The organism is Haloferax sp. YSSS75, assembly GCF_046764215.1.
GTDB lineage: Archaea > Halobacteriota > Halobacteria > Halobacteriales > Haloferacaceae > Haloferax.
Genome location: NZ_CP177207.1, coordinates 44,528 through 63,149 on the forward strand (window position 1 = coordinate 44,528; position 18,622 = coordinate 63,149).

Below are 18,622 nucleotides of genomic sequence, written 5' to 3' on the forward strand. Positions count from 1 at the left end.
CCTGACTACCCCACGACGACACACCACCGATGACGAGAGACTCAGACGGGACGACACCCCGACACGAGACACGGACCAAAGCCGCACAGCACGCCGAAATCGACTACCTCGACCGGGAGGTGAACCTCCTGAAACCGAGCACGCCGTTCATGCGCGACCACCTGAAGGTCATCTGGGTTGGCTTCCTCGCGTGGGCGCTTCTCACCTTCGGGCCACCGGTCTTGACGTACTTCGCCCCGGAACTCATGACCACGCAACTCCCGGTCATCGGCTTTCCGGCGCACTACTTCTTCGTCGGGTTCGTGACGCCGACGAGTTCGCTCGTCCTCGCGTTCCTCTACTCGCGCAAGCGCGACCAACTCGACCAGGTTTACGGCATCGACCACGCCACCCCGGAGAGCGACGTGACGAAGCAGGCGGCCGGTGAGGCGGCGGCAACCGACGGTGGGGTCTCCGAATGACTAACGTCGTCCTCCAGTCGGGTGACCTCCTCCCGGAAGCTCTCAACATCTCGTTCAAACCGATTCCGGCGCTCATGGTCGTCGGGATGTTGAGCCTCTTTCTCGCCATCGGCTACGTGTTCAAAGTGGCCGACACCGAGGGGATGTGGGTCGCAGGCCGCTCTATCGGCAACATCGAGAACGGCATGGCAATCGGTGCGAACTGGATGTCTGCCGCGTCGTATCTCGGATTGGCAGGACTCGTCGCCCTCGCGGGCTTCTACGGCCTCGCGTTCATCATCGGGTGGACGACGGGGTACTTCGTCCTGCTCATCTTCCTCGCCGCGCAGATGCGGCGGTTCGGGAAGTACACGGCCCCCGACTTCGTCGGTGACCGATTCGACTCCGACACCGCCCGCGCCATCGGCGCGTTGACGACCATCCTCATCGGATTCGTCTACTCTGTCGGGCAGGCCCGTGGGATGGGCCTCGTCGGCCTCTACGTCTTCGGCACCGACTACGTGACGATGGTCATCGTCATGATGGCCATCACCGTCGGCTATCTGACCGTCTCGGGGATGCTCGGGGCGACGAAGAACATGGCCGTCCAGTACGTCATCCTCATCGTCGCGTTCCTCGCGGCCATCTACGCCGTCGGCTACACCGGTGGCTACTCGACGGTGCTCCCGCAGATAGAGTACGGGAGACTCGTCGGTGAACTCTCCGCGGAGTTCTCCGAACCGTTCGCCAACGCTGGTTTCTATCTGTGGATTGCGACGGCGTTCTCGCTCATCTTCGGCACCTGTGGGCTCCCGCACGTCCTCGTGCGGTTCTACACCGTCGAAAACGAGAAGACGGCCCGCCAATCGACCGTCTGGGGGCTCTTCTTCATCCTGCTCCTGTACTGGAGTGCGCCCGCACTCGCCGCCTTCGGCGTGGACCTCTACGACGCCTCGAAGTACGGCCCGACGTTCGCTGCCAACGGCGGCATGAGTGGTGGCGAAGGTGACCTCATCGTCGTCCTCGCGGCACAACTGTCGAACCTGCCGACGTGGTTCGTCGGACTCGTCGCCGCGGGCGGTATCGCCGCCGCAATCGCGACGACTGCCGGCCTGTTCATCACGGCGTCGTCGGCCGTCTCGCACGACATCTACACGAACATCATCAACCCCGACGCGACCCAACGCCAGCAGGTCCTCGTGGGCCGTGCGACCATCGTCGCACTCGGTGCAATCGTGACCGTCACCGCGTTCGACCCGCCGGCGCTCGTCGGTGAACTCGTCGCGCTGGCGTTCTCGCTCGCAGCAATCGTCCTCTTCCCGATGTTCTTCCTCGGCCTCTGGTGGGAGAACACCAACCGACAGGGTGCACTCGCCGGGATGTCGGTGGGGCTCACCCTCTGGATTGCGGCCGTCGTCAACGACCTCATCTTCCACTTCAGTGACCTCTTCGCCGAGTACGTGCCGGCGATTGGCGCGGCACTCGTCGGGACGCCGCTCGTGTTCGCCATCACGATTGGCGTCTCACTCGCGACGGCAGAGCCACCGGAGCGAATCAAGATGATGGTTCGACAGTGTCACAGCCCCGAACCGATGGGCCAGCAACAGTCCGCCGAAGACGTCGTCGCGACAGACGGGGGCCAGACCCCCGCGGACGACTAACCAATGTACGAACACATCCTCATCCCGACGGACGGGAGTAAGACCGCAGAGTACGCCGTCGAACAGGCAGTAGACGTCGCATCGAAGTACGACGCGACGGTTCACGCCCTCTACGTCATCGACGTGGACGCGACGAGTTACGCACTCGGCGCAGAACAGGTCGACCGAATCAGACAGGGCCACCTCGACGAGATGCCGGAGATTCGGGCCGAAGCCGACGAAGCGACTGGCTACGTCGCCGACGTCGCCGCAGAGCACGGACTCCCCGTCCGAGAACACGTGACGGCGGGTGAACCCGCTCGTGCCATCAGGAAGTTCGTCGAAGAGAACGACATCGACCTCGTGGTGATGGGTTCACACGGCCGGTCCGGCCTCTCGCGGGTGATTCTCGGGAGTGTCACCGAGAAGGTACTCCGGCGGACTCGGTTGCCGGTGTTGGTCGTGGACGTTCACGGTGGCGACCAGGGGGCCGAGGCGTAAGCGATGGGTCTCACACAATCGCTTCGGGAGCACGTCAGTGAGAATCGCTCTACGATGCTCACCGACCTCGTGTTCGCCCTCGCGTGGGTGACCGCCGTCTCGCTCCTCTTCGACGTGGTTGCAGGGCCGCAATGGGCGTACTATCTGTGTCTCGCCGCAGGTATCGTCGCCCACTACGGCTTTTTCGCCTCGCTCGAAGCGGCAGACGGGCCGGACTGACCATCCGAGGCCGAGGAGAGGTCCGAAGTCGGTCGATTTCGCCGGCGTCATCGGTACGGACTGCCTCGCCGAGGCGGAACCGCGGACCACACCCACCACAATATAGATGGTCGGGTCTGGAGCCGAAGGCACGTCGTTACTTGACGACTTCTTCGATTATCGGCTCATAGTGGACATTCGCAAAGTTCTAATGCTTCTGGTGGGCTGGTAGATGTAATGACGTACGAAAATCTCGACTCGAAGCTGGTCAACGCACTTCTCAACGACGGCCGCACGAGTCTGCGGAATCTCGCCGAACTCCTCGACGTGTCGGTGACGACGGTTTCGAACCATCTGCGCGACCTCGAAGACGAGGGTGTCATCGAAGGGTACACGCCACGCGTCAACTACGCGGCACTCGGCTACGACGTGACTGCAGTCATCCAGATGAAAGTCGAGGGTGACGCACTCTCCGACATCACCGAATATCTCAGAGCACAACCGCGTATGGTCTCCGTGTACGAAGTAACCGGCAACTACGACATCATCGCCATTGGCAAGTTCAAGAATACGGACGACATGAACGAACAGATCAAGGCGCTTCTCAGCGAGGCAGACATTCGTGAGTCGAACACGAGCGTCGTCCTCAACGCCGTCTCGGAGAACGACCAGTTCGAACTCGAAGTCGACGAATAGCGCTTAAGCCCCCAGACTCAGTCCTCCGGTTCTGACGATGGAACGCCGTCGGTTCGGCGTCGTCGCGGCACGTTCTGTGCAGTTCGAGCGCCGATTCAGAGCGTCTATCGATTGGCTCGCCCCCTCGGTAGCCTCGCGAATGTAAAATCCCAAAATGTGGCGGTATACCCGCCTCTAACGCCGCTTTGTTCTCTGAACGGTCCCGGTACCTCGTAAAACGACGGCACCGGACTCGACTTCGGTCGTTTCGGAGGTTCGTCGTCCCGAGTTAGAGGCCTGCGTACGGGCCGGCTTTCGCCTCGGTCAACCGTTGGACCTGTTCGGGCGAGAGGTCGACAGTCGCGGCGGCGAGGTTCTCGGTCAACTGTTCGACGGTCCGAGCGCCGACGATGGGTGCGGTCACCCCATCACGATGCATCAGCCACGCGAGAGCGGTCTGTGCGGGCGTCGCCCCGACTTCCTCGGCGACTGCGTCGAGTTCGTCGTGAAGGTCGAAGTTCGCCTCGGTGAGATACGCCTCTTCGAAGCGACTCGACTCGGCGGCGCGAGATTCACCGGTGAGGCCGTCTTCACGGGTGTACTTGCCGGTCAGGAAGCCCTGGCCGAGCGGACTCCACGGACAGACGGCCATTCCGTACGACCGAGTCATCTCCAGATAGTCCCCTTCGATTTCCCGGTCGACGAGGTTGTACCGCGGTTGCGAGACGGTGAACGGTTCCCACCCTTCTTCGCGGGCGATTTCGTTCGCTTTGGCAACTTTCCACGCGTTCGGCCGCATCGTCGATGCGCCGAGGTAGTGGACCTTACCGTCTTCGACGAGGCGGTTGAGCGTCTTCATCATCTCCCGCGTCGGTGTCTCGTCGTCCCACCGGTGGATGTACAACACGTCGACGTAGTCGGTGTCGAGTCGGTCGAGGAGGGCGTCGATTCGGTGCCGGATGTTCTTTCGGTTGGTCCCGCGACTGTTCGGGTCGCCCTCTCGAATCTGCCAGAAAATCTTCGAGGCGATGGTGAATCGCTCACGGTCACGGTCGGCTAGCCAGTCACCGATCCATTCCTCGCTTTTCCCGCCGCCGTAGACGTCGGCGGTGTCGATGAAGCGTCCACCTGCGGCCTCGTAGGCGTCGAGGAGTTCGTGTGCTCGCTCTTCGCCGATTTCGACGTTTCCTTCTTCGGTCTGTTTTCCGAAGCGCCACGTGCCGAACTGCAGTTCGCTCGTCTGGAGGCCCGTCTCTCCGAGCGGGACGAAGTCGAGGTCGATCTCGTCGAGTGTACTCATTATCGTCTTTGTGTACGCCGATTCGGACGAAAAGTGTTGGGTAGTTGAACGCGGTCATCCCCTGGCGATTCCCGCTGTGACGTCGATTCCTCTCCCGACATCGTCGTTACGGTGTCGTCTCTGGAAGCGGTTTCAGTCCGACTGTACCGGGGGGTTCGTGCCTGTCTTCCGTGAGAGGAGCGGCACCTCGATAGTGACGAGAGTTCCGGTCGGGTCGTTTTTGGTAAACTGGACGTCGCCGCCAGCGATGTCGGTTCCCCACTTGACGATCCAGAGGCCGAGGCCGCTCCCGTGTTTGAGTGGTGTCTCGGTCCCTTCTTCGATGACAGCGAGTTCGTACTCCTCGATGCCCGGCCCATCGTCGGCGATTTCGACGATGACGTGGTCGTCGTCGACCGAAGCAGTAATCCAGACGTGAGGGTCGTCGCTCGGGTTGTGTTTTACCGCATTCTCGATGGCGTTCGTAAAGACCGGTCGAAGTAATCCCGCGACGTCGACGTCTTCGTCGGGTAATTCCCAGTGGACTGTAGCTTCCGAGTCGTCTTCACGGACCGACGTGACACACTGCTCTAAGAGCGCGTGGAGTGACGTCGGTTTGGTCTGATTTCGGGTCTTATCGAAGAGTTCTATGGCGTCTCGTCCTTTCTTTCCAATCTCTTCGATACGGAGCGCTCGTTCTTTGACGGTCTTCGCGTGCTCGTCGTCCTCGAACCTGCTAACGAATCCGTAGATGACGTTCGTCTCGGTTCGGATGTTGTGGCGGAGGACACGGTTCAGCACTTCGAGTCGTTGTTGTTGTCGCAGGTGCTCGCCGATGTCGTGGAAGGTGATGACCCGTCCGATAGGCACTCCGCGGACGTTGGTAATCTGAGTCGCCATCACGTCGTACGGGTGGCCACCGAGTTCGTCGCCGATAGTCAAGTGGCCGGGGAGTGCGCCGTCGTCTGGGAGACGGTCGTATTCGGGGATGATATCCTGTGCGGGCGCACCGAGAACGTCGCGTGTATCGAGGCCCAGAATATCGACGCAACTGTCGTTGAGGTCGACGATGTAATCGTTCGCGTCGACGACGATTGCACCGCCTTGCATCCGGTCGAAGAGGAACTGCCGGGCGCGCTTGTTCGGCGCCGGACTCGTCCCGAGGAGCCGAAACCGTGTGAGTGCTGCGAGATAGACGATACCCGAGACGGAAAAGGCGATTGGCGTCGGGTCGACACCTGCCGTCGGGAGGACACCAGCCAGAAACAGGACGTTTGTCACCCACGGTGCCAACAGACCGACGATGAGTGCCGCACTCTGGCCCTGAAAGGCGACGGCGTCGCTCGTGAGCAAGTTGAGAATCGGAATCATGCCGAAGATACCGAGTACGTAGGTGTACGCCGCGATTATCCAGAACCAGGGGCCACCTTGCTGCAACAGTATCACACCGCTCGACGAGACACCGACGGGTTCGATGTAGAGCAAGTCGTGGTACTGCCCCGTGAGTGAGAGGACGATTGTCAGGACTGGAACGACAGACAGAGACCCGACGTATCGGGGGCGAAGGAACTCGTCCCGCCCAGTGTACTCGAGGGCGAAGAAGAACCACGCGACGGGAATCGTGACGACGCCGACCCACGCGAGATTTGCCCAGAGGAGCTTCGTTTCGAGGACTGGTGCGCGGAGTCTGAAGATGATGCACGTCGACCACCAACTCTGTGCGACGAGGAGGGCGACCAGTGGCTTGGCTCCCGGTTCAGGCCGTGCTCGCCACGCGAGTATCGTCGCCGCCGACCCGATGGCGACGGAGGCGAGCAACAATGGGACCAGAGTTACCACGGTAGCCACAGCTACAGCATACAATCCAGTCACGATATATGAAATGTCGGTAAAATTGTGACGAAGTGTTGTAATATGGAGTCGAATAATCCTTCCTCTCCCCCTCGTCAGACATCATAGATATATGATTCTTTGGCGCGGGGGGCACTACGTGGGCCGCGTGCGTCGGCCACGCGACACTCCCGCTGAGGCTACTCGGCCACCTGCTGGAGACGACGTCTCCATTCGGCACTCCATTTCGTCGTTCACCACGCAGTCCGGATGCGTCGTCGAGAAAAAGCTGAAACGAGTCCGTCGCGAGTGAGTCAGAACCCGGCCGAAGAGAGGAGGAGGATGAGCGCCATCACCACGAGATGTTTGGCTTCGCCTGCAATCCCGAGTCGGCTTTTGTGTTCGGTTCGGCCGACGAATGTGGCCAAGACCAGTGCGTAGACCAAGCCGAGGAGGATTGCGATGGCGAGCACGTCGGGAAGCAGGCCACGGAGGTACGCGAATCCCACGAATCCGACGAGCACCAGGTCGAGTCCGTAGAGTATCTGTCGCGTCCGGTGGACGCCGAAGACCACTGGGAGCGTCGAGACACCGATGGCCTCGTCCGCTTCGACGTCGTTCACGTTCGGTATCTCGGTGTTGACGAAAGTATCGAGGAAATAATAGACGAACACGACGGCAGCGACAGGCGTGAACGCTGCATCGGCAAAGGAAAGTGGGAGGAACACGAGCGATATTGCCCACGCGAGGGCGACGATAGTCGAGTTGACGACGAGTATCTCTTTCAGGCGTTTGAAGTACGACCCGAGAGTCGGGAGCCAATCCGAGGCGTAGAGAATCCAGAAGATGCCGGGGATGAGCGTCACGAGGAGTGCGACGGGTCCGCCGAGAACTGAAATGGCAATCGCCAACCCGTAGGCTGCCGCCGTCATCACCGAGAGGAGACGCTTGTGCCGCCGCACGAACGACGATTGATTCGGATTCGACAGTTCGTCGGTATCCGCGTCGGCGATTCGGTCACCCGTGTAGACGGCGAAGGTCACCAGTCCGAGGACGAGTGGTGCGGGACTCGGTTCGAGAGAGAGGGCGACCATCACGGTTGCTACCTGCACCATCGCGATGAAGACGAGGTACGTCGAGGTGTGGACCAACAGGTCTTTCGTTCGTTCGGCCTGGGTAAACAGGGAATAAACGAACTTGCTGTACAGCCGGTCGTTGCTGTCCGAATAAATGGACAGTCTGGGTGATTCGCTTGACATGATTTTTTCTAACGGATGAGGAGCGAGCAGTTCGTTCGACATCCGTCAGGGTGTACGACAGTCCTCATAACCGTCAATTGAACGGCCAAATCGTGTCACTTCAACGGTCAATTCTTCCCAAAACCAGGCGACTCCCCGTCGATTTTACAAAATCCAAATAATCCAAATTATTTGAAAACTCCAAATAACGCACTTAGCGTGTCCCTTTTGCCAATATCGAGGGACTCGAAAAGCACCTCTGGGCAACTCGGTAGACGACTCACGGTCTCATCGAATTTCGGGCCGTCGACTCCATCAAAGTGGAAATTTACGAGCGGTCCGACGTGTCGGCTGTTAGTCCGTCAGTAGCCGCCCCGGCGTCAGCGAGAGTACCAGTACGACCACTGGAGCGACGATGAATCCACCCCACGTCAGAAGTGAGACCACTCCTGCGATGGCGAGTCCACCCCGAACACTGGGAGGGAACGTGAGTTCGTTCGAGAGGGAGAATCGAACTATCCACAGACCACAGACCACAGGGAGAACGACGAACGCGGCAGTAACGAGGGCTGCAGATGTCAAACCAGTTCGTGACAACGCGATTCCCATCTGTACGACTGTATTCACTCCGCTTCCGAGAATGACAAGCCCTGCGACCCCTACGAGCACCCGGATTGCGGTTTGTCCCGACGGAGACCGCCACCGGGACAAGAGTAGCCCACCCCCACCGAAGACAGTGAGCAGAAATGGCCCGATTGCGACGAGTATGCTTTGGCCTTCCCAGAGGTGTGTTCGGACGAGGTCGAAGGGGACGGTGAGGTACTCGGTGAGAGCGAACTCCTCTGCGTAACCGACTGTGACTCCCGCCGGCCCACTTCGGTTCTCCCGGTCGTATATCGCTACGAGATACGTCGTCTCGGTGTCAACCGGTCGAGTAATACCGGCAGTGTGGTAGTTCGCCGATGGTGCAAATGGTTCGTACGACGCGCCGGCAGGTCGCTCACCATCGACCACGACAGCACCCATCCCGTCGGGAACCGTCACCTGAGCAGGCACGTCGTCTGTTCCGTTCACGGACGGACTCATGACGACGAGAGACGGGGTAAATCCACTCGCGAGTGGCGTAAACGTTCCAACCTGCAGTCGTTCACCCGGGGCGAGCGTCATGCGGTAATATTTCGCTTGGCCCTCTCCAACCGTATCGTAGAACGACCACGACTTGACTGCATCCGGCACGGCAACTGCCCGCTCTGGAGTCGTGTTGTCGACTGGGAAACTCGGAACGTGTGCAGCCACCGGCACCGCGAGGAACACCAGTGCCAAAATCACGGCCCCCATTCTGGCTCTCTTCATTCCACTGAACAGTGGGCCTTGGTAGTTATCACCGTACCTCCTGTCGGTGTCGATTATCCAAAAATCGGGTTCACCCGTATCCCGGGGCGCTCACCAACTCGGTGAACGGTTCCTGTTCCCGTGACTATCGAGTTTGCGACGCCGATTCGGCCTCTCAGACGCCACCACGGCCAAACGTGTTGGGTCAAGAGGCTGGACCGCTCACGCACCGGGAACTAGCTACCCGTCGTATCCAGCGTACTCCATCAGCGAGGCGAAGATGTCGGAGTCCATCGCCTCTTTGTAGACGACGCCGCCGAGCATGCCGCCGGGGTAGGCGTTCCCGTTCATCACGTGGTTGACTTTGTGGCAGTGCATGAGGTAGATTCCTGGGTCTGCATCGGCGGTGAACTCGACTGTGTGACGCTCTGCGGGGGCGATGTTCGTCACGTCCATGTCGTAACGGGCGGCGTCTGGGATGACACCGCCGTCTTTCTCGACGAGTTCGAAGCGATGGTTGTGGATGTGCATGGGGTGGCTCATGTACCCGCCGTTGACGAGGTGGAGACGGACGCTGTCACCTCGCTCGACGATGATTGGTGACCCATCTTCTGGGTGGAGCGTTCGTGGCGCGCTCTTCCCGTTGACGGTGAACACGTCGGGGGTGCGGTTTCGCGGACTGTAACTCACGTCCTCGCCACCCATCTGCCGGGGGAGACGCGAGTCCCAGTCTTTCAGCGTCATGAAGTACTCCTTGTCGGCGGGTTCGTATCCCTTCGGGTCCACCCGGAAGATGCCGAACATGCCCATGTCGATGTGACGGTGGGTCTGATAGTGACAGTGATAGAAGTGCGTCCCCGGGACGTTCGCCGGGATGGTGTAGGTGTGTTTCTCACCCGGGTCGACGCGGATACCCGTCGTCGTGGGCACGCCGTCGTCCTTCCACGCTTTCTGTGCACCGTGGAAGTGGAGCGTGTGCGGGCGCATCCCGGTGGTGTTGTCGAGAGTCACCTCCATGTCGTTCCCTTCGGTCGTTCGGAGGATTGGACCGGGGACGCTCGGCGCGCCGTCGTCGGCCTGGAACGCCCATACCTGTGGGAACTCGATTGGGCCACCCATCGCCTCGGTGGGGTGGACGGCGTGTCTCGCGGGCGTGCTCTTCAGCGTCACCGACCCGCCCTGTTCGTCGACCTGTACGACCTCCGGCGGACTCGTGTACGGCAACGTCGAACTGTCAGTCGAGGACGCCGTCTGGTCGTCCGCACCGATTGCTGCGTTCGCATCACCGTTCGTCGGTGCGGTACATCCTGCGAGACCGAACACCCCCGCGCTCCCCGTTGCAGCGAGGAACTCACGACGGGACATCGTCGAACCGGGGGCACCAACGTATTTTCTCATTGCATCTGCCCGTTGTATTTGGGTATTTGTAGTCAGAATCGGTGATTCTCGTGTCCGAACGACGGTCTGAACATGTTCGGCACCGACGCTACGTACCTGTACTCACAACGATTCGAATGGGCGTACCTTCCGGAATCGACGGCCATCGATTCACCCCCCGTGCCAACGGTACCCCCACATTTCACGAATACGGCGATACGTGCGGTGGAGACGGAACACGATAGGTCCGCCGCAGGAACCCCACCAACACAAACGATGTCTACCAACCCGCTTTCCGATGCGGTCGAACCGGACTTACAGACAGTGTTCGATGTGCTCACGAACAAACAGTGTCGAACGGTGCTTCGGTCACTCGACAGTCCGATGTCCGCGAGGGAGATTGCCGCCACCTGTCGCCTGCCACGTTCGACTGTCTACCGCAAACTCGAACAGATGGTCGATGCTGGTCTCCTCGACAAGGTCGATTCGACACGAGATGCCACACAGTACTGTCTCGGATTCGACGAAGTCGTCGTCTCCTACGAATCCAAAGGGTTGGACGTGTCGGTCAACACGGAACCTCGGTCGGCGTCGGACCAACTCTCGGAGTTGTGGACGGACGTTTGAACGGACGAACCGACGGTCGAATAGTGGCGTGACCGGCGAACGAAACAGGAATCGCCGTTCAATCGAGCGTGACGGTATCTTTGGCGAGGAACTCTTTCATGACTTTCCCCTCGGCACGGTGGAGTTTTTCGCTCGTCGTCGACTTCGCTAACCCTACTGCCTCTGCCAACTCGGTGAGCGTACACGTTCGGGGCGTGTCGTAGTATCCCGCTTCGATGGCCGTCTCGATGAGGTCGTACTGGTCTTCGGTGAGCAGTGTTTCGGTGTTGACCGACTGGTGAATCGACACCAGTTCGAAGGGGATGCCGAACTGCGTGAATTTCTCGCCCAACTCCGAGAGGTTCTCTCGTGGGGCGGTGACTTCGACGACGACTTCTCTGTCGACGATGGTAATCGGAAGCTCGAGTGGGATTCCGACTTCGCTCAGCGAGAGAATCAAGAGCGGTTCTGTCGTCTCGAACTGCACTAACGCCTGTTCGGCCCTGACTTCGAGAATCGTGACCGAGACGATAGATTCGTACTCGTCGAACGTGGTGACTACCGATTCGATGTCGGATGCGTGTATCTCGACCAGTCCGACACCTGTCTCTTCTGCAGGCATCGCAGCGAGGACTGTAAACTGGGCATCCGGGTATCTCCCCGAGAGGTCAGATATCCAAATCCCTTCGGGGATAGTGATTGAGAGCGTCGCCCGTGGCATCTGTATCGTATCTCTACACGCTGAGACGACTAAAGTGGTGGCGAACATGTTCGTTCTTCTGCGGTCGGACCGAGAACGAGCGTCCTTGATTTTCCATCCCAACTCCGTGGTTTGTCCTGTCGAGCGAGGTGACATCCGCCCTCGCCGCACCAACATACATGACGACAAACGAACGTACATCCCCGACGGTCGGACGGCGAAACGTACTGCGGTTACTCGGTGGTGCTGCTCTCTCTGGGACCGCACTCGGAACGCTCTCGAACCGTGCCAGTGCACAGTCCAGCGGAACTGACCTCGATTCGTGGTTCGAGAAGACGTCGAACTACGACGGTATCGTGGACGAGACGGGTTCTTCGACGGTGACCGTCGACGTCGGCGCCGAGGCGAACGGTGGTGCGTTCGGGTTTGGCCCCGCCGCAGTTCGTGTCGACCCCGGTACGACTATCGTCTGGAAGTGGACTGGTGACGGTGGCGTCCACGACGTGACGGCGGAAGACGAGTCGTTCAAGAGTGAACTCGTTGGCGAGGCTGGCCACACCTTCGAACAGACGTTCGACGACGAGGGCGTCTACAAGTATCTCTGCACGCCACACGCCGGACTGGGGATGCGAGGGGCAATCGTCGTCGGAGGTAGTTCGGAGTCGAACGCGGAGAGTTCCGAGTCGGACGACGCAAACTCGGCGAGTTCGGACCTCGATTCGTGGTTCGAAAACACGTCGAACTACGACGGAGCGAAAGACCAGACCGGTCTGAATCGGGTGACTGTCGACGTCGGAACCGAAGCGAACAAGGGGGCGTTCGGGTTTGGCCCCGCGGCGATTCGCGTCTCGAAAGGGACGACAGTCGTCTGGACGTGGACCGGCGACGGCGGTGCACACAACGTCGCGGCAGAAGACGGGAGTTTCGAGTCCGAACTGGCTAACAGTAGCGGGCACACGTTCGAACACACGTTCGACGAGACGGGGACCTACACGTACGCGTGTACGCCGCACAAGACGCTCGGCATGAAAGGTGCAGTCGTCGTCACCGACGAGGAAGGCGGGAGCAACGCGGAGATTGCCGAACCCTTCGACGACCCGGGAGCCGAGAGACTCGGTGGGATTGCACTCGCCGGGACGTTCGGTGCCGCCATCGCGTCCCCTGCGCTCTTCGGAGCGTTCCTGTGGTGGAAAGACAGCGAAACGGATTCGGAGTAACGTTCGAAAAAGCGTCCGAGTCGTCGTTCGGATGGCGTCGCTCGAATCGACGTGGTTCAGGTTCGGTTGTCTTCGACGACGTTGCCAGTCGAATCGGCGTCTATCTCGATTGGTTGACCGCCGTTTCGCTTGATGACGTTCTTCCGGACGACGTTGTCGTCGGAGTTCTGAAGTTCGATGCCGTCGCCGCCGTTATTCCGGATGACGTTCTTCGTTATCACCCAGTCGTCCGCAGCGAACATGTTGATTCCGTCGCCGCCGTTTCGGAACAGTTTGTTCTTCTCGATTAGACTGAATCCGGACGGGAATACGAACGACTCGTCGATTGTGATCCCGTGTCCGTCGTTCTCGACGAACCGGTTTCCGCGAACGAGGTTCGGACTGCTGTGGTAGTCCCCGATGTTCAGGCCCGTTCCGTTCCTGTAAAACAGGTTGTTGATAATCTGCGCGTCGTCGGAAAACGAGCTCGCATTGAGCTCGTATCTCTCGTTTTTCTCGAAGCGGTTGTTCTTGAAGACGACGCCGGGTGACTCGTCGAGCCATATCCCCCATCTGTTGCCTTCGATTTCGTTGTTGGTGAATACGTGGCCTCCACTCCCTTCCGTTCCAAATACACCGGTATCGTTGTTCGAGAACGTACACTTCTCGATGGTTGCACCTCGCCCATCGAGGAAGGAGAGTCCCCAATTCGGATTCTCCGTGAACGTAACGTTCCGTATCGCCCCTCCGTTCGTGTTCTCGAATTCGAGTCCTGCGATGGTGAATCCAGTCAGCGTGACGTCTTTGACGACTGGATTGACGGTATTCGCCGGCCCTGGATATCCCCCTATCCCCACGATGATTCCCCACTGGTACTGTCCCTGGCCGTCGATGGTGTACCCCTGCCCGTCGATTGTGACGTCGTCGACCTCCGGTTCCACGACGACTCCGCCTTCACCGACGATGTCTCGCGTCAGGACGTAGTATCCGGGTTCGGTAATCCTCGTCGGGCCGTCGATGGGTATTCGACCGTTCTTCTTCGCTGCTGCCGTGCCGACGACGCCCGAAAGCCCGAGTCCAGCGACGGCGGTCACGACTGCGCCACTCCGGAGGACTGCCCTTCGTGATACCTCAGATGGTCCGTTCCCGTCCGACTCAGAGGTGACTGTTCGACGTTCAGCGCCCATACACCCACTTTCTCTGCTATTGGCTTCGTTATTCTCAGAACACCGACAATTAACGGTCAATGAATCGGGACAGTCAGTGACTCAGGTTAGATATCGTAGCGATTCCTGTGGAGAGGATGTTGACCAACGTCAGCGTCGCTTCGAGGGCTATCGTCTGCGGGACGAATATATTCGCGGGGGATGGCGCGTATCGGGAACCGTCGAATCCGTCCTAATGGGTGCAAAGAGGACCGTACTATGTATGGAACTCAAACGCAAGACCATCGCGAAGGTGATTGCCGTCGTGTTCATCTTCAACCTCGTCGTGATGGGTACGGGTGCCTGGTTCGCATACCAGGAAGCACCACCTATCCCCGAGGAGGTTGTGGGCCCCGACGGTGACGTCATCGTCAGTGGCGAAGAGATTAGAGATGGGAAGAAGGTATTCCAGCAGAACGGCCTGATGAACCACGGGTCGATACTGGGCAACGGCGCGTACTACGGGTCCGACTTCACTGCCGACGCACTGGAGTTGAAAGTCCAGCATATGCGGGAATTCTACGCGCAAGAGCGCTACGGTGAGTCGTACGACGCGCTCGACTCCGCAGAACAGGCCGCCGTTGCCGACGTGGTGGAGACTGACCTCGACACCGAGTTCGACGGCGGCGCAATCCAGTACTCCGCCGCAGAGGCCTACGCCCACGAGCAGGTTCGAGAGGAGTACGTCGAACGGTACCACGAGGGTGACCACGAACGTGGCGTCCCGGCCGAGATGATAGATTCGGAGGCCGACGCCGAGCAGTTCGCCGACTTCGCCATGTGGACGGCGTGGTTCTCGCACACCGACCGACCCGGGAGTACTCACTCCTACACGAACGATTGGCCGTACAACCCCGGCGCGGGCAACGACGCGACTGCCGCCTCGATGACGTGGAGCGTCATCGCTATGGTCCTTCTCGTCGCCGGTGCCGGTATCGGTATCTGGTTGTACAAGTCGGTCCAACTCCCGGAACCCTCTGCGGAAGGAATCTCGGTGCCGGAACCGGGTGACGTGAGCATCTTCCCGAGTCAACGGGCGGCCCTCCGGTTCATCCCTGTCGCAGCGGGCTTGTTCCTCGCTCAGGTGTTCCTCGGTGGCTTGCTCGCCCACTTCTACATCGAACGAGCAGGATTCTTCGGTATCGAGGAGGTATTCGGCGTTCACATCCTCCAACTTCTACCGTTCTCGATGGCGAAGGCGTGGCACCTCGACCTGGGTATCCTCTGGATTGCGGCGACGTGGCTCGGTGCCGGGTTGTTCCTCCCACCGCTGTTGACTGGCTACGAACCGCGGAACCAATCGAGGTACATCGACGTGTTGCTCGGTGCAATCGTCGTCGTCACCGTCGGTGGCCTCGGCGGCATCTGGTTGGGTGCCAACGGCTACATCGACGGCCAACTCTGGTGGATTTTCGGCAACGAGGGGCTAGAATATCTCGAAGTCGGGAAGTTCTGGCAGTTCGGCATCCTCGCCGGGTTCGGTATCTGGGCGGTGCTGGCGGTGAGAGGGCTCAAACCGCTCTTGGACAAGGAACCGGTCTACGGCCTCGCGCACATGATTCTGTACGCCGGGGGTTCGATTGCCTTGCTTTTCACCGCTGGGTTCCTCTTTACTCCCGAGACGAACATCGCCGTCACCGAGTTCTGGCGCTGGTGGGTCGTCCACATGTGGGTCGAAGGCGCCTTCGAGTTCTTCATCGTCGCCATCGTCGGCCTGACGCTGGTGTCGATGAACTTGCTCTCCCGTCGGAGCGCAGAGAAGGCAGTCATGTTGCAAGCGCTTCTCGTGATGGGGACGGGCATCATCGGCGTCTCGCACCACTACTGGTGGGTCGGCATGCCGGACATGTGGGTGCCCATCGGGAGCGTCTTCTCGACGCTCGAACTCATCCCGCTCGTCTTCATCCTCTACGAGGCACTCGGCCAGTACCGTGCGATGTCCGCCGACAGTAGCTTCCCGTACCGACTGCCGTTCATGTTCATCATCGCCAGCGGTGTCTGGAACTTCGTCGGTGCGGGTGTCCTCGGATTCTTCATCAACCTCCCGCTCATCAACTACTACGAACACGGGACGTACCTCACGGTGGGACACGCCCACGCCGCGATGTTCGGAGCCTTCGGGTTCCTCGCACTGGGGATGGTCGCCTACATGCTCCAGATAGCCATCGAACCCGCCCGCTGGGACGGGTCGTGGCTTCACGCCGCGTTCTGGTGTTGGAACGTCGGCCTCGTGTTGATGGTGTTCGGGTCCGTCCTCCCGGTCGGATTCCTCCAGCTAGAGACGGCCTTCACCGTCGGGTACGACGCCGCCCGCAGCGTCGCGTTCTACAACCAACCGCTCGTCCAGTCACTCTTCTGGGCGCGACTCCCCGGTGATTCGCTCATCATCCTCGGGACGGTCATCTACGCTGCGGACCTCGTCAGAAAGCGGTTCGTCCTCCGCGAATCTGCCGACGACCCGAGTGTCGACGATATGGCCGTCGCGGAAGGCGTGCTGAACGACGACTGAGGCCTCCCACGGTCACTTTTTTGAGCTTCTGCGAACCTCCACCTACTGTCACGACCCACGTACTGTCAACGACAACAGTCGTTTATTCCTACACGTCGAACTCCAACCGATGAACGTGTTGCCCTGGCTCCTCGACTGGCCGCCACATCCGCTCTCCATCGTACTCTTCCTCCTCGTGACGGCGTTCAGCGTCGGCACACTGGTACTGTTCGGCGGTGTCGTCGACGACGCCTCGACGGACGAGGTCACTATCGACGCCGTCGACGTCTCCGTCCGACTCAACGACGAGGTTCAGTATCCGGACACGGAAAACGGGTCCATCCAGACGTGTCTGGCGTCCGGTACTCCCGGTGACAGTGTCAGCATCCTCGGCGACGTTACCGTCGATATTCCCCACGATTTCGACACTTGGCCGCTCGTCGTCGACGTGCGTCTCGCTCCCATCGGAGAGACCAGCACCACGAGCGTGGACGAGACGGGAACACAGCGGGTGGACGTCTTCTGGCTCGTCGAGGACGACGAGACGCTCTCTGTCGGTGACACCGCGACACTTCAGGTTCGCGTCCGTGCGGACGGGGAGACGATTACGGACAGTAGACGGGAACTCACTGTCCAGAACGACACGAGGACGTACGATTGTGACCAGTCGCTTGCCCCGCCAACCGGCGTCGTCGGCTGAAAACGGAGGTTCGGTCAGTCTCCACTCGCCCGCTCGTTCGGCATCGGTCCCTCGTAGCCGTTCGGGACGTAGGGGCAGAGTGGGTCGCTCGCCAGTGGGTCGCCCGCCGTGGCATACGCTCGTGAGCGACTGCCACCGCAGACGTGTCGGAACTCGCACGCCCCGCACTTGCCGCGGAGTTCGTCGCGGTCACGGAGCGACTGAAACAGGTCCGAATTCCGATAGCCATCGACCAGCCCGCCGTCTCGAACCGTCCCCGCAGACTTCGGGAGGAACCCCGACGGATAGAGTTCGCCGACGTGACTGACGAACGCGAATCCGTCACCCGCGAGGATGCCGTTGCGGCGACCGATGGCGTCTGCTTTTGGCGCGTCGCTGGCATCACGTCGCTGTTGTGCCGACACGCGACGGTAGAACGGGGCTTCGGTCGTCTTCACGCCGAACGGTGCGTCGTCGCTCACGTCGGAGAGCCACTGCATGACCGCCTCGGCACGTTCGGGGGTGATGGGGTCGAGGATGCGTCCACGCCCGACGGGGACGAGGAAGAACACCGACCAGAGAACCGCACCGAGTTCGGAGACGAGGGCACGCAGTTCGGGGAGTTCGTCGACGGTCTGTGCAGAGACAGTCGTGTTTATCTGAAGCGGGAGGCCGACGTCGCGGGCCGCCTTCGCCGCCTCGACGGTCTGTTCGAACGTGCCGGGTTCGCCTCTGAACGCGTCGTGTGACTCGGGATTCGCACCGTCGATACTCAACGCGAGACGCCGGATTCCGGCATCTTTGAGGTCGCTGATGGTCTCCGGCGTCAACGACGACGTCCCACTCGGCGTCAGGGTCATCCGCAACCCGAGGTCCGTGCCGTACTCGACGAGTTCGACGAGGTCAGGTCTCGTCAGCGGGTCGCCCCCAGAGAGGACGACGAGTTGCCCCGGACCGAATTCCCGCGCCTGGTCGAGCAGTCGCTTTCCCTCTTCTGTGGTCAACTCGTCGGGATGGCGGTTCGGTTGCGCGTTCGCTCGGCAGTGTGTACAGGCGAGGTTACACGCCTGTGTCACCTCCCAGATGAGGACGAACGGACGCTCACTCGTATCGATGGACGAGGGGTCTGGGGGACCGGAGACGTGTGGAGGCCGCTTCATCGCTTCCTCCAGCGATGGGTGCCGCACCCTACACAGACTCCCTGACACGGTTTCCGTACCACTGGACGGGTTGCTGGC

The 18,622-nt window shown here is 60.4% G+C and carries 17 protein-coding genes; 9 read left to right on the forward strand and 8 right to left on the reverse strand.

The genetic code is table 11. From position 1 onward, the window contains the following. Positions 1 to 29: 29 nt before the first annotated feature. The 5 genes from ACK3R5_RS16260 to lrp all read left to right on the forward strand — a co-directional run bounded on the left by ACK3R5_RS16260 (position 30) and on the right by lrp (position 3,475). A complete protein-coding gene (locus ACK3R5_RS16260) occupies positions 30 to 461 on the forward strand; it encodes a DUF4212 domain-containing protein (protein WP_411968845.1) in 432 nt (143 codons plus the stop codon). Further along, positions 458 to 2,101, forward strand: a complete 1,644-nt coding sequence (locus ACK3R5_RS16265) for a VC_2705 family sodium/solute symporter (RefSeq protein WP_411965961.1) — start codon at positions 458 to 460, stop codon at positions 2,099 to 2,101. Before ACK3R5_RS16260 ends, ACK3R5_RS16265 begins: the two co-directional genes overlap by 4 nt. A 3-nt stretch (positions 2,102 to 2,104) precedes the next feature. After that, entirely contained in the window at positions 2,105 to 2,581 is a 477-nt protein-coding gene (locus tag ACK3R5_RS16270; protein ID WP_411968846.1) for a universal stress protein, read from the forward strand. Between the two features lie 3 nt (positions 2,582 to 2,584). Further along, positions 2,585 to 2,800: a hypothetical protein gene (locus ACK3R5_RS16275; RefSeq protein ID WP_411965959.1), complete on the forward strand. Its 216-nt coding sequence runs from the start codon at positions 2,585 to 2,587 to the stop codon at positions 2,798 to 2,800. A gap of 216 nt (positions 2,801 to 3,016) precedes the next feature. Beyond that, positions 3,017 to 3,475, forward strand: a complete 459-nt coding sequence (gene lrp, locus ACK3R5_RS16280; RefSeq protein WP_411965958.1) for an HTH-type transcriptional regulator Lrp — start codon at positions 3,017 to 3,019, stop codon at positions 3,473 to 3,475. Between the two features lie 268 nt (positions 3,476 to 3,743). On the opposite strand, the gene ACK3R5_RS16285 is transcribed toward lrp, so the two are convergent. The 5 genes from ACK3R5_RS16285 to ACK3R5_RS16305 form a co-directional block, all read right to left on the reverse strand. After that, entirely contained in the window at positions 3,744 to 4,754 is a 1,011-nt protein-coding gene (locus ACK3R5_RS16285) for an aldo/keto reductase (protein WP_411968847.1), read from the reverse strand. 132 nt (positions 4,755 to 4,886) lie between these two features. Then, on the reverse strand, positions 4,887 to 6,572 hold the full coding sequence (locus ACK3R5_RS16290; protein WP_411968848.1) for a histidine kinase N-terminal 7TM domain-containing protein: 1,686 nt from the start codon (positions 6,570 to 6,572) through the stop codon (positions 4,887 to 4,889). Between the two features lie 305 nt (positions 6,573 to 6,877). Further along, entirely contained in the window at positions 6,878 to 7,714 is an 837-nt protein-coding gene (locus ACK3R5_RS16295; protein WP_411968849.1) for a UbiA family prenyltransferase, read from the reverse strand. Positions 7,715 to 8,155: 441 nt separating this feature from the next. After that, positions 8,156 to 9,154: a hypothetical protein gene (locus tag ACK3R5_RS16300; RefSeq protein ID WP_411968850.1), complete on the reverse strand. Its 999-nt coding sequence runs from the start codon at positions 9,152 to 9,154 to the stop codon at positions 8,156 to 8,158. A 219-nt stretch (positions 9,155 to 9,373) separates the two neighbouring features. After that, positions 9,374 to 10,531, reverse strand: a complete 1,158-nt coding sequence (locus ACK3R5_RS16305) for a multicopper oxidase domain-containing protein (protein ID WP_411965953.1) — start codon at positions 10,529 to 10,531, stop codon at positions 9,374 to 9,376. Between the two features lie 255 nt (positions 10,532 to 10,786). On the opposite strand from ACK3R5_RS16305, the gene ACK3R5_RS16310 reads away from it, so the two are divergent. After that, positions 10,787 to 11,137 carry a helix-turn-helix domain-containing protein gene (locus tag ACK3R5_RS16310; RefSeq protein ID WP_411968851.1) on the forward strand — a complete coding sequence of 117 codons (351 nt, stop codon included), beginning with the start codon at positions 10,787 to 10,789 and terminating at the stop codon, positions 11,135 to 11,137. Between the two features lie 58 nt (positions 11,138 to 11,195). Here ACK3R5_RS16310 and ACK3R5_RS16315 read toward each other — a convergent pair whose 3' ends face one another. Further along, positions 11,196 to 11,837 carry a helix-turn-helix domain-containing protein gene (locus ACK3R5_RS16315; protein ID WP_411968852.1) on the reverse strand — a complete coding sequence of 214 codons (642 nt, stop codon included), beginning with the start codon at positions 11,835 to 11,837 and terminating at the stop codon, positions 11,196 to 11,198. Between the two features lie 158 nt (positions 11,838 to 11,995). Between ACK3R5_RS16315 and ACK3R5_RS16320 the strand changes: the two genes are divergently transcribed. Continuing rightward, on the forward strand, positions 11,996 to 13,033 hold the full coding sequence (locus ACK3R5_RS16320; protein ID WP_411968853.1) for a halocyanin domain-containing protein: 1,038 nt from the start codon (positions 11,996 to 11,998) through the stop codon (positions 13,031 to 13,033). A gap of 56 nt (positions 13,034 to 13,089) precedes the next feature. Here the strand turns inward: ACK3R5_RS16320 and ACK3R5_RS16325 are convergent, their stop codons facing one another. Further along, positions 13,090 to 14,199 (reverse strand): nitrous oxide reductase family maturation protein NosD, encoded by a 1,110-nt coding sequence (locus ACK3R5_RS16325; RefSeq protein ID WP_411968854.1) that lies wholly within the window; start codon positions 14,197 to 14,199, stop codon positions 13,090 to 13,092. 241 nt (positions 14,200 to 14,440) lie between these two features. Between ACK3R5_RS16325 and ACK3R5_RS16330 the strand changes: the two genes are divergently transcribed. Together ACK3R5_RS16330 and ACK3R5_RS16335 are read left to right on the forward strand one after the other, a co-directional pair. Further along, the gene (locus ACK3R5_RS16330; RefSeq protein ID WP_411968855.1) at positions 14,441 to 16,726 is read left to right on the forward strand and encodes a nitric-oxide reductase large subunit; all 2,286 of its coding nucleotides are present in this window, start codon (positions 14,441 to 14,443) and stop codon (positions 16,724 to 16,726) included. A gap of 109 nt (positions 16,727 to 16,835) precedes the next feature. Continuing rightward, positions 16,836 to 17,405: a hypothetical protein gene (locus ACK3R5_RS16335; protein ID WP_411968856.1), complete on the forward strand. Its 570-nt coding sequence runs from the start codon at positions 16,836 to 16,838 to the stop codon at positions 17,403 to 17,405. 14 nt (positions 17,406 to 17,419) lie between these two features. Here ACK3R5_RS16335 and ACK3R5_RS16340 read toward each other — a convergent pair whose 3' ends face one another. After that, positions 17,420 to 18,544, reverse strand: coding sequence for a TIGR04053 family radical SAM/SPASM domain-containing protein (locus ACK3R5_RS16340; RefSeq protein ID WP_411968857.1), 1,125 nt, complete (start codon positions 18,542 to 18,544; stop codon positions 17,420 to 17,422). Positions 18,545 to 18,622: the final 78 nt, after the last annotated feature.

What these genes read in the sequence shown, in the direction of transcription:
- lrp (WP_411965958.1), top strand. Translation starts at nt 3,017, where the DNA reads ATGACGTACGAAAATCTCGACTCGAAGCTGGTCAACGCACTTCTCAAC.
- ACK3R5_RS16325 (WP_411968854.1), bottom strand. Translation starts at nt 14,199, where the DNA reads ATGGGCGCTGAACGTCGAACAGTCACCTCTGAGTCGGACGGGAACGGA.
- ACK3R5_RS16260 (WP_411968845.1), top strand. Translation starts at nt 30, where the DNA reads ATGACGAGAGACTCAGACGGGACGACACCCCGACACGAGACACGGACC.
- ACK3R5_RS16265 (WP_411965961.1), top strand. Translation starts at nt 458, where the DNA reads ATGACTAACGTCGTCCTCCAGTCGGGTGACCTCCTCCCGGAAGCTCTC.
- ACK3R5_RS16305 (WP_411965953.1), bottom strand. Translation starts at nt 10,531, where the DNA reads ATGAGAAAATACGTTGGTGCCCCCGGTTCGACGATGTCCCGTCGTGAG.
- ACK3R5_RS16275 (WP_411965959.1), top strand. Translation starts at nt 2,585, where the DNA reads ATGGGTCTCACACAATCGCTTCGGGAGCACGTCAGTGAGAATCGCTCT.
- ACK3R5_RS16330 (WP_411968855.1), top strand. Translation starts at nt 14,441, where the DNA reads ATGGAACTCAAACGCAAGACCATCGCGAAGGTGATTGCCGTCGTGTTC.
- ACK3R5_RS16335 (WP_411968856.1), top strand. Translation starts at nt 16,836, where the DNA reads ATGAACGTGTTGCCCTGGCTCCTCGACTGGCCGCCACATCCGCTCTCC.
- ACK3R5_RS16340 (WP_411968857.1), bottom strand. Translation starts at nt 18,544, where the DNA reads ATGAAGCGGCCTCCACACGTCTCCGGTCCCCCAGACCCCTCGTCCATC.
- ACK3R5_RS16310 (WP_411968851.1), top strand. Translation starts at nt 10,787, where the DNA reads ATGTCTACCAACCCGCTTTCCGATGCGGTCGAACCGGACTTACAGACA.
- ACK3R5_RS16285 (WP_411968847.1), bottom strand. Translation starts at nt 4,754, where the DNA reads ATGAGTACACTCGACGAGATCGACCTCGACTTCGTCCCGCTCGGAGAG.
- ACK3R5_RS16300 (WP_411968850.1), bottom strand. Translation starts at nt 9,154, where the DNA reads ATGAAGAGAGCCAGAATGGGGGCCGTGATTTTGGCACTGGTGTTCCTC.
- ACK3R5_RS16270 (WP_411968846.1), top strand. Translation starts at nt 2,105, where the DNA reads ATGTACGAACACATCCTCATCCCGACGGACGGGAGTAAGACCGCAGAG.
- ACK3R5_RS16315 (WP_411968852.1), bottom strand. Translation starts at nt 11,837, where the DNA reads ATGCCACGGGCGACGCTCTCAATCACTATCCCCGAAGGGATTTGGATA.
- ACK3R5_RS16320 (WP_411968853.1), top strand. Translation starts at nt 11,996, where the DNA reads ATGACGACAAACGAACGTACATCCCCGACGGTCGGACGGCGAAACGTA.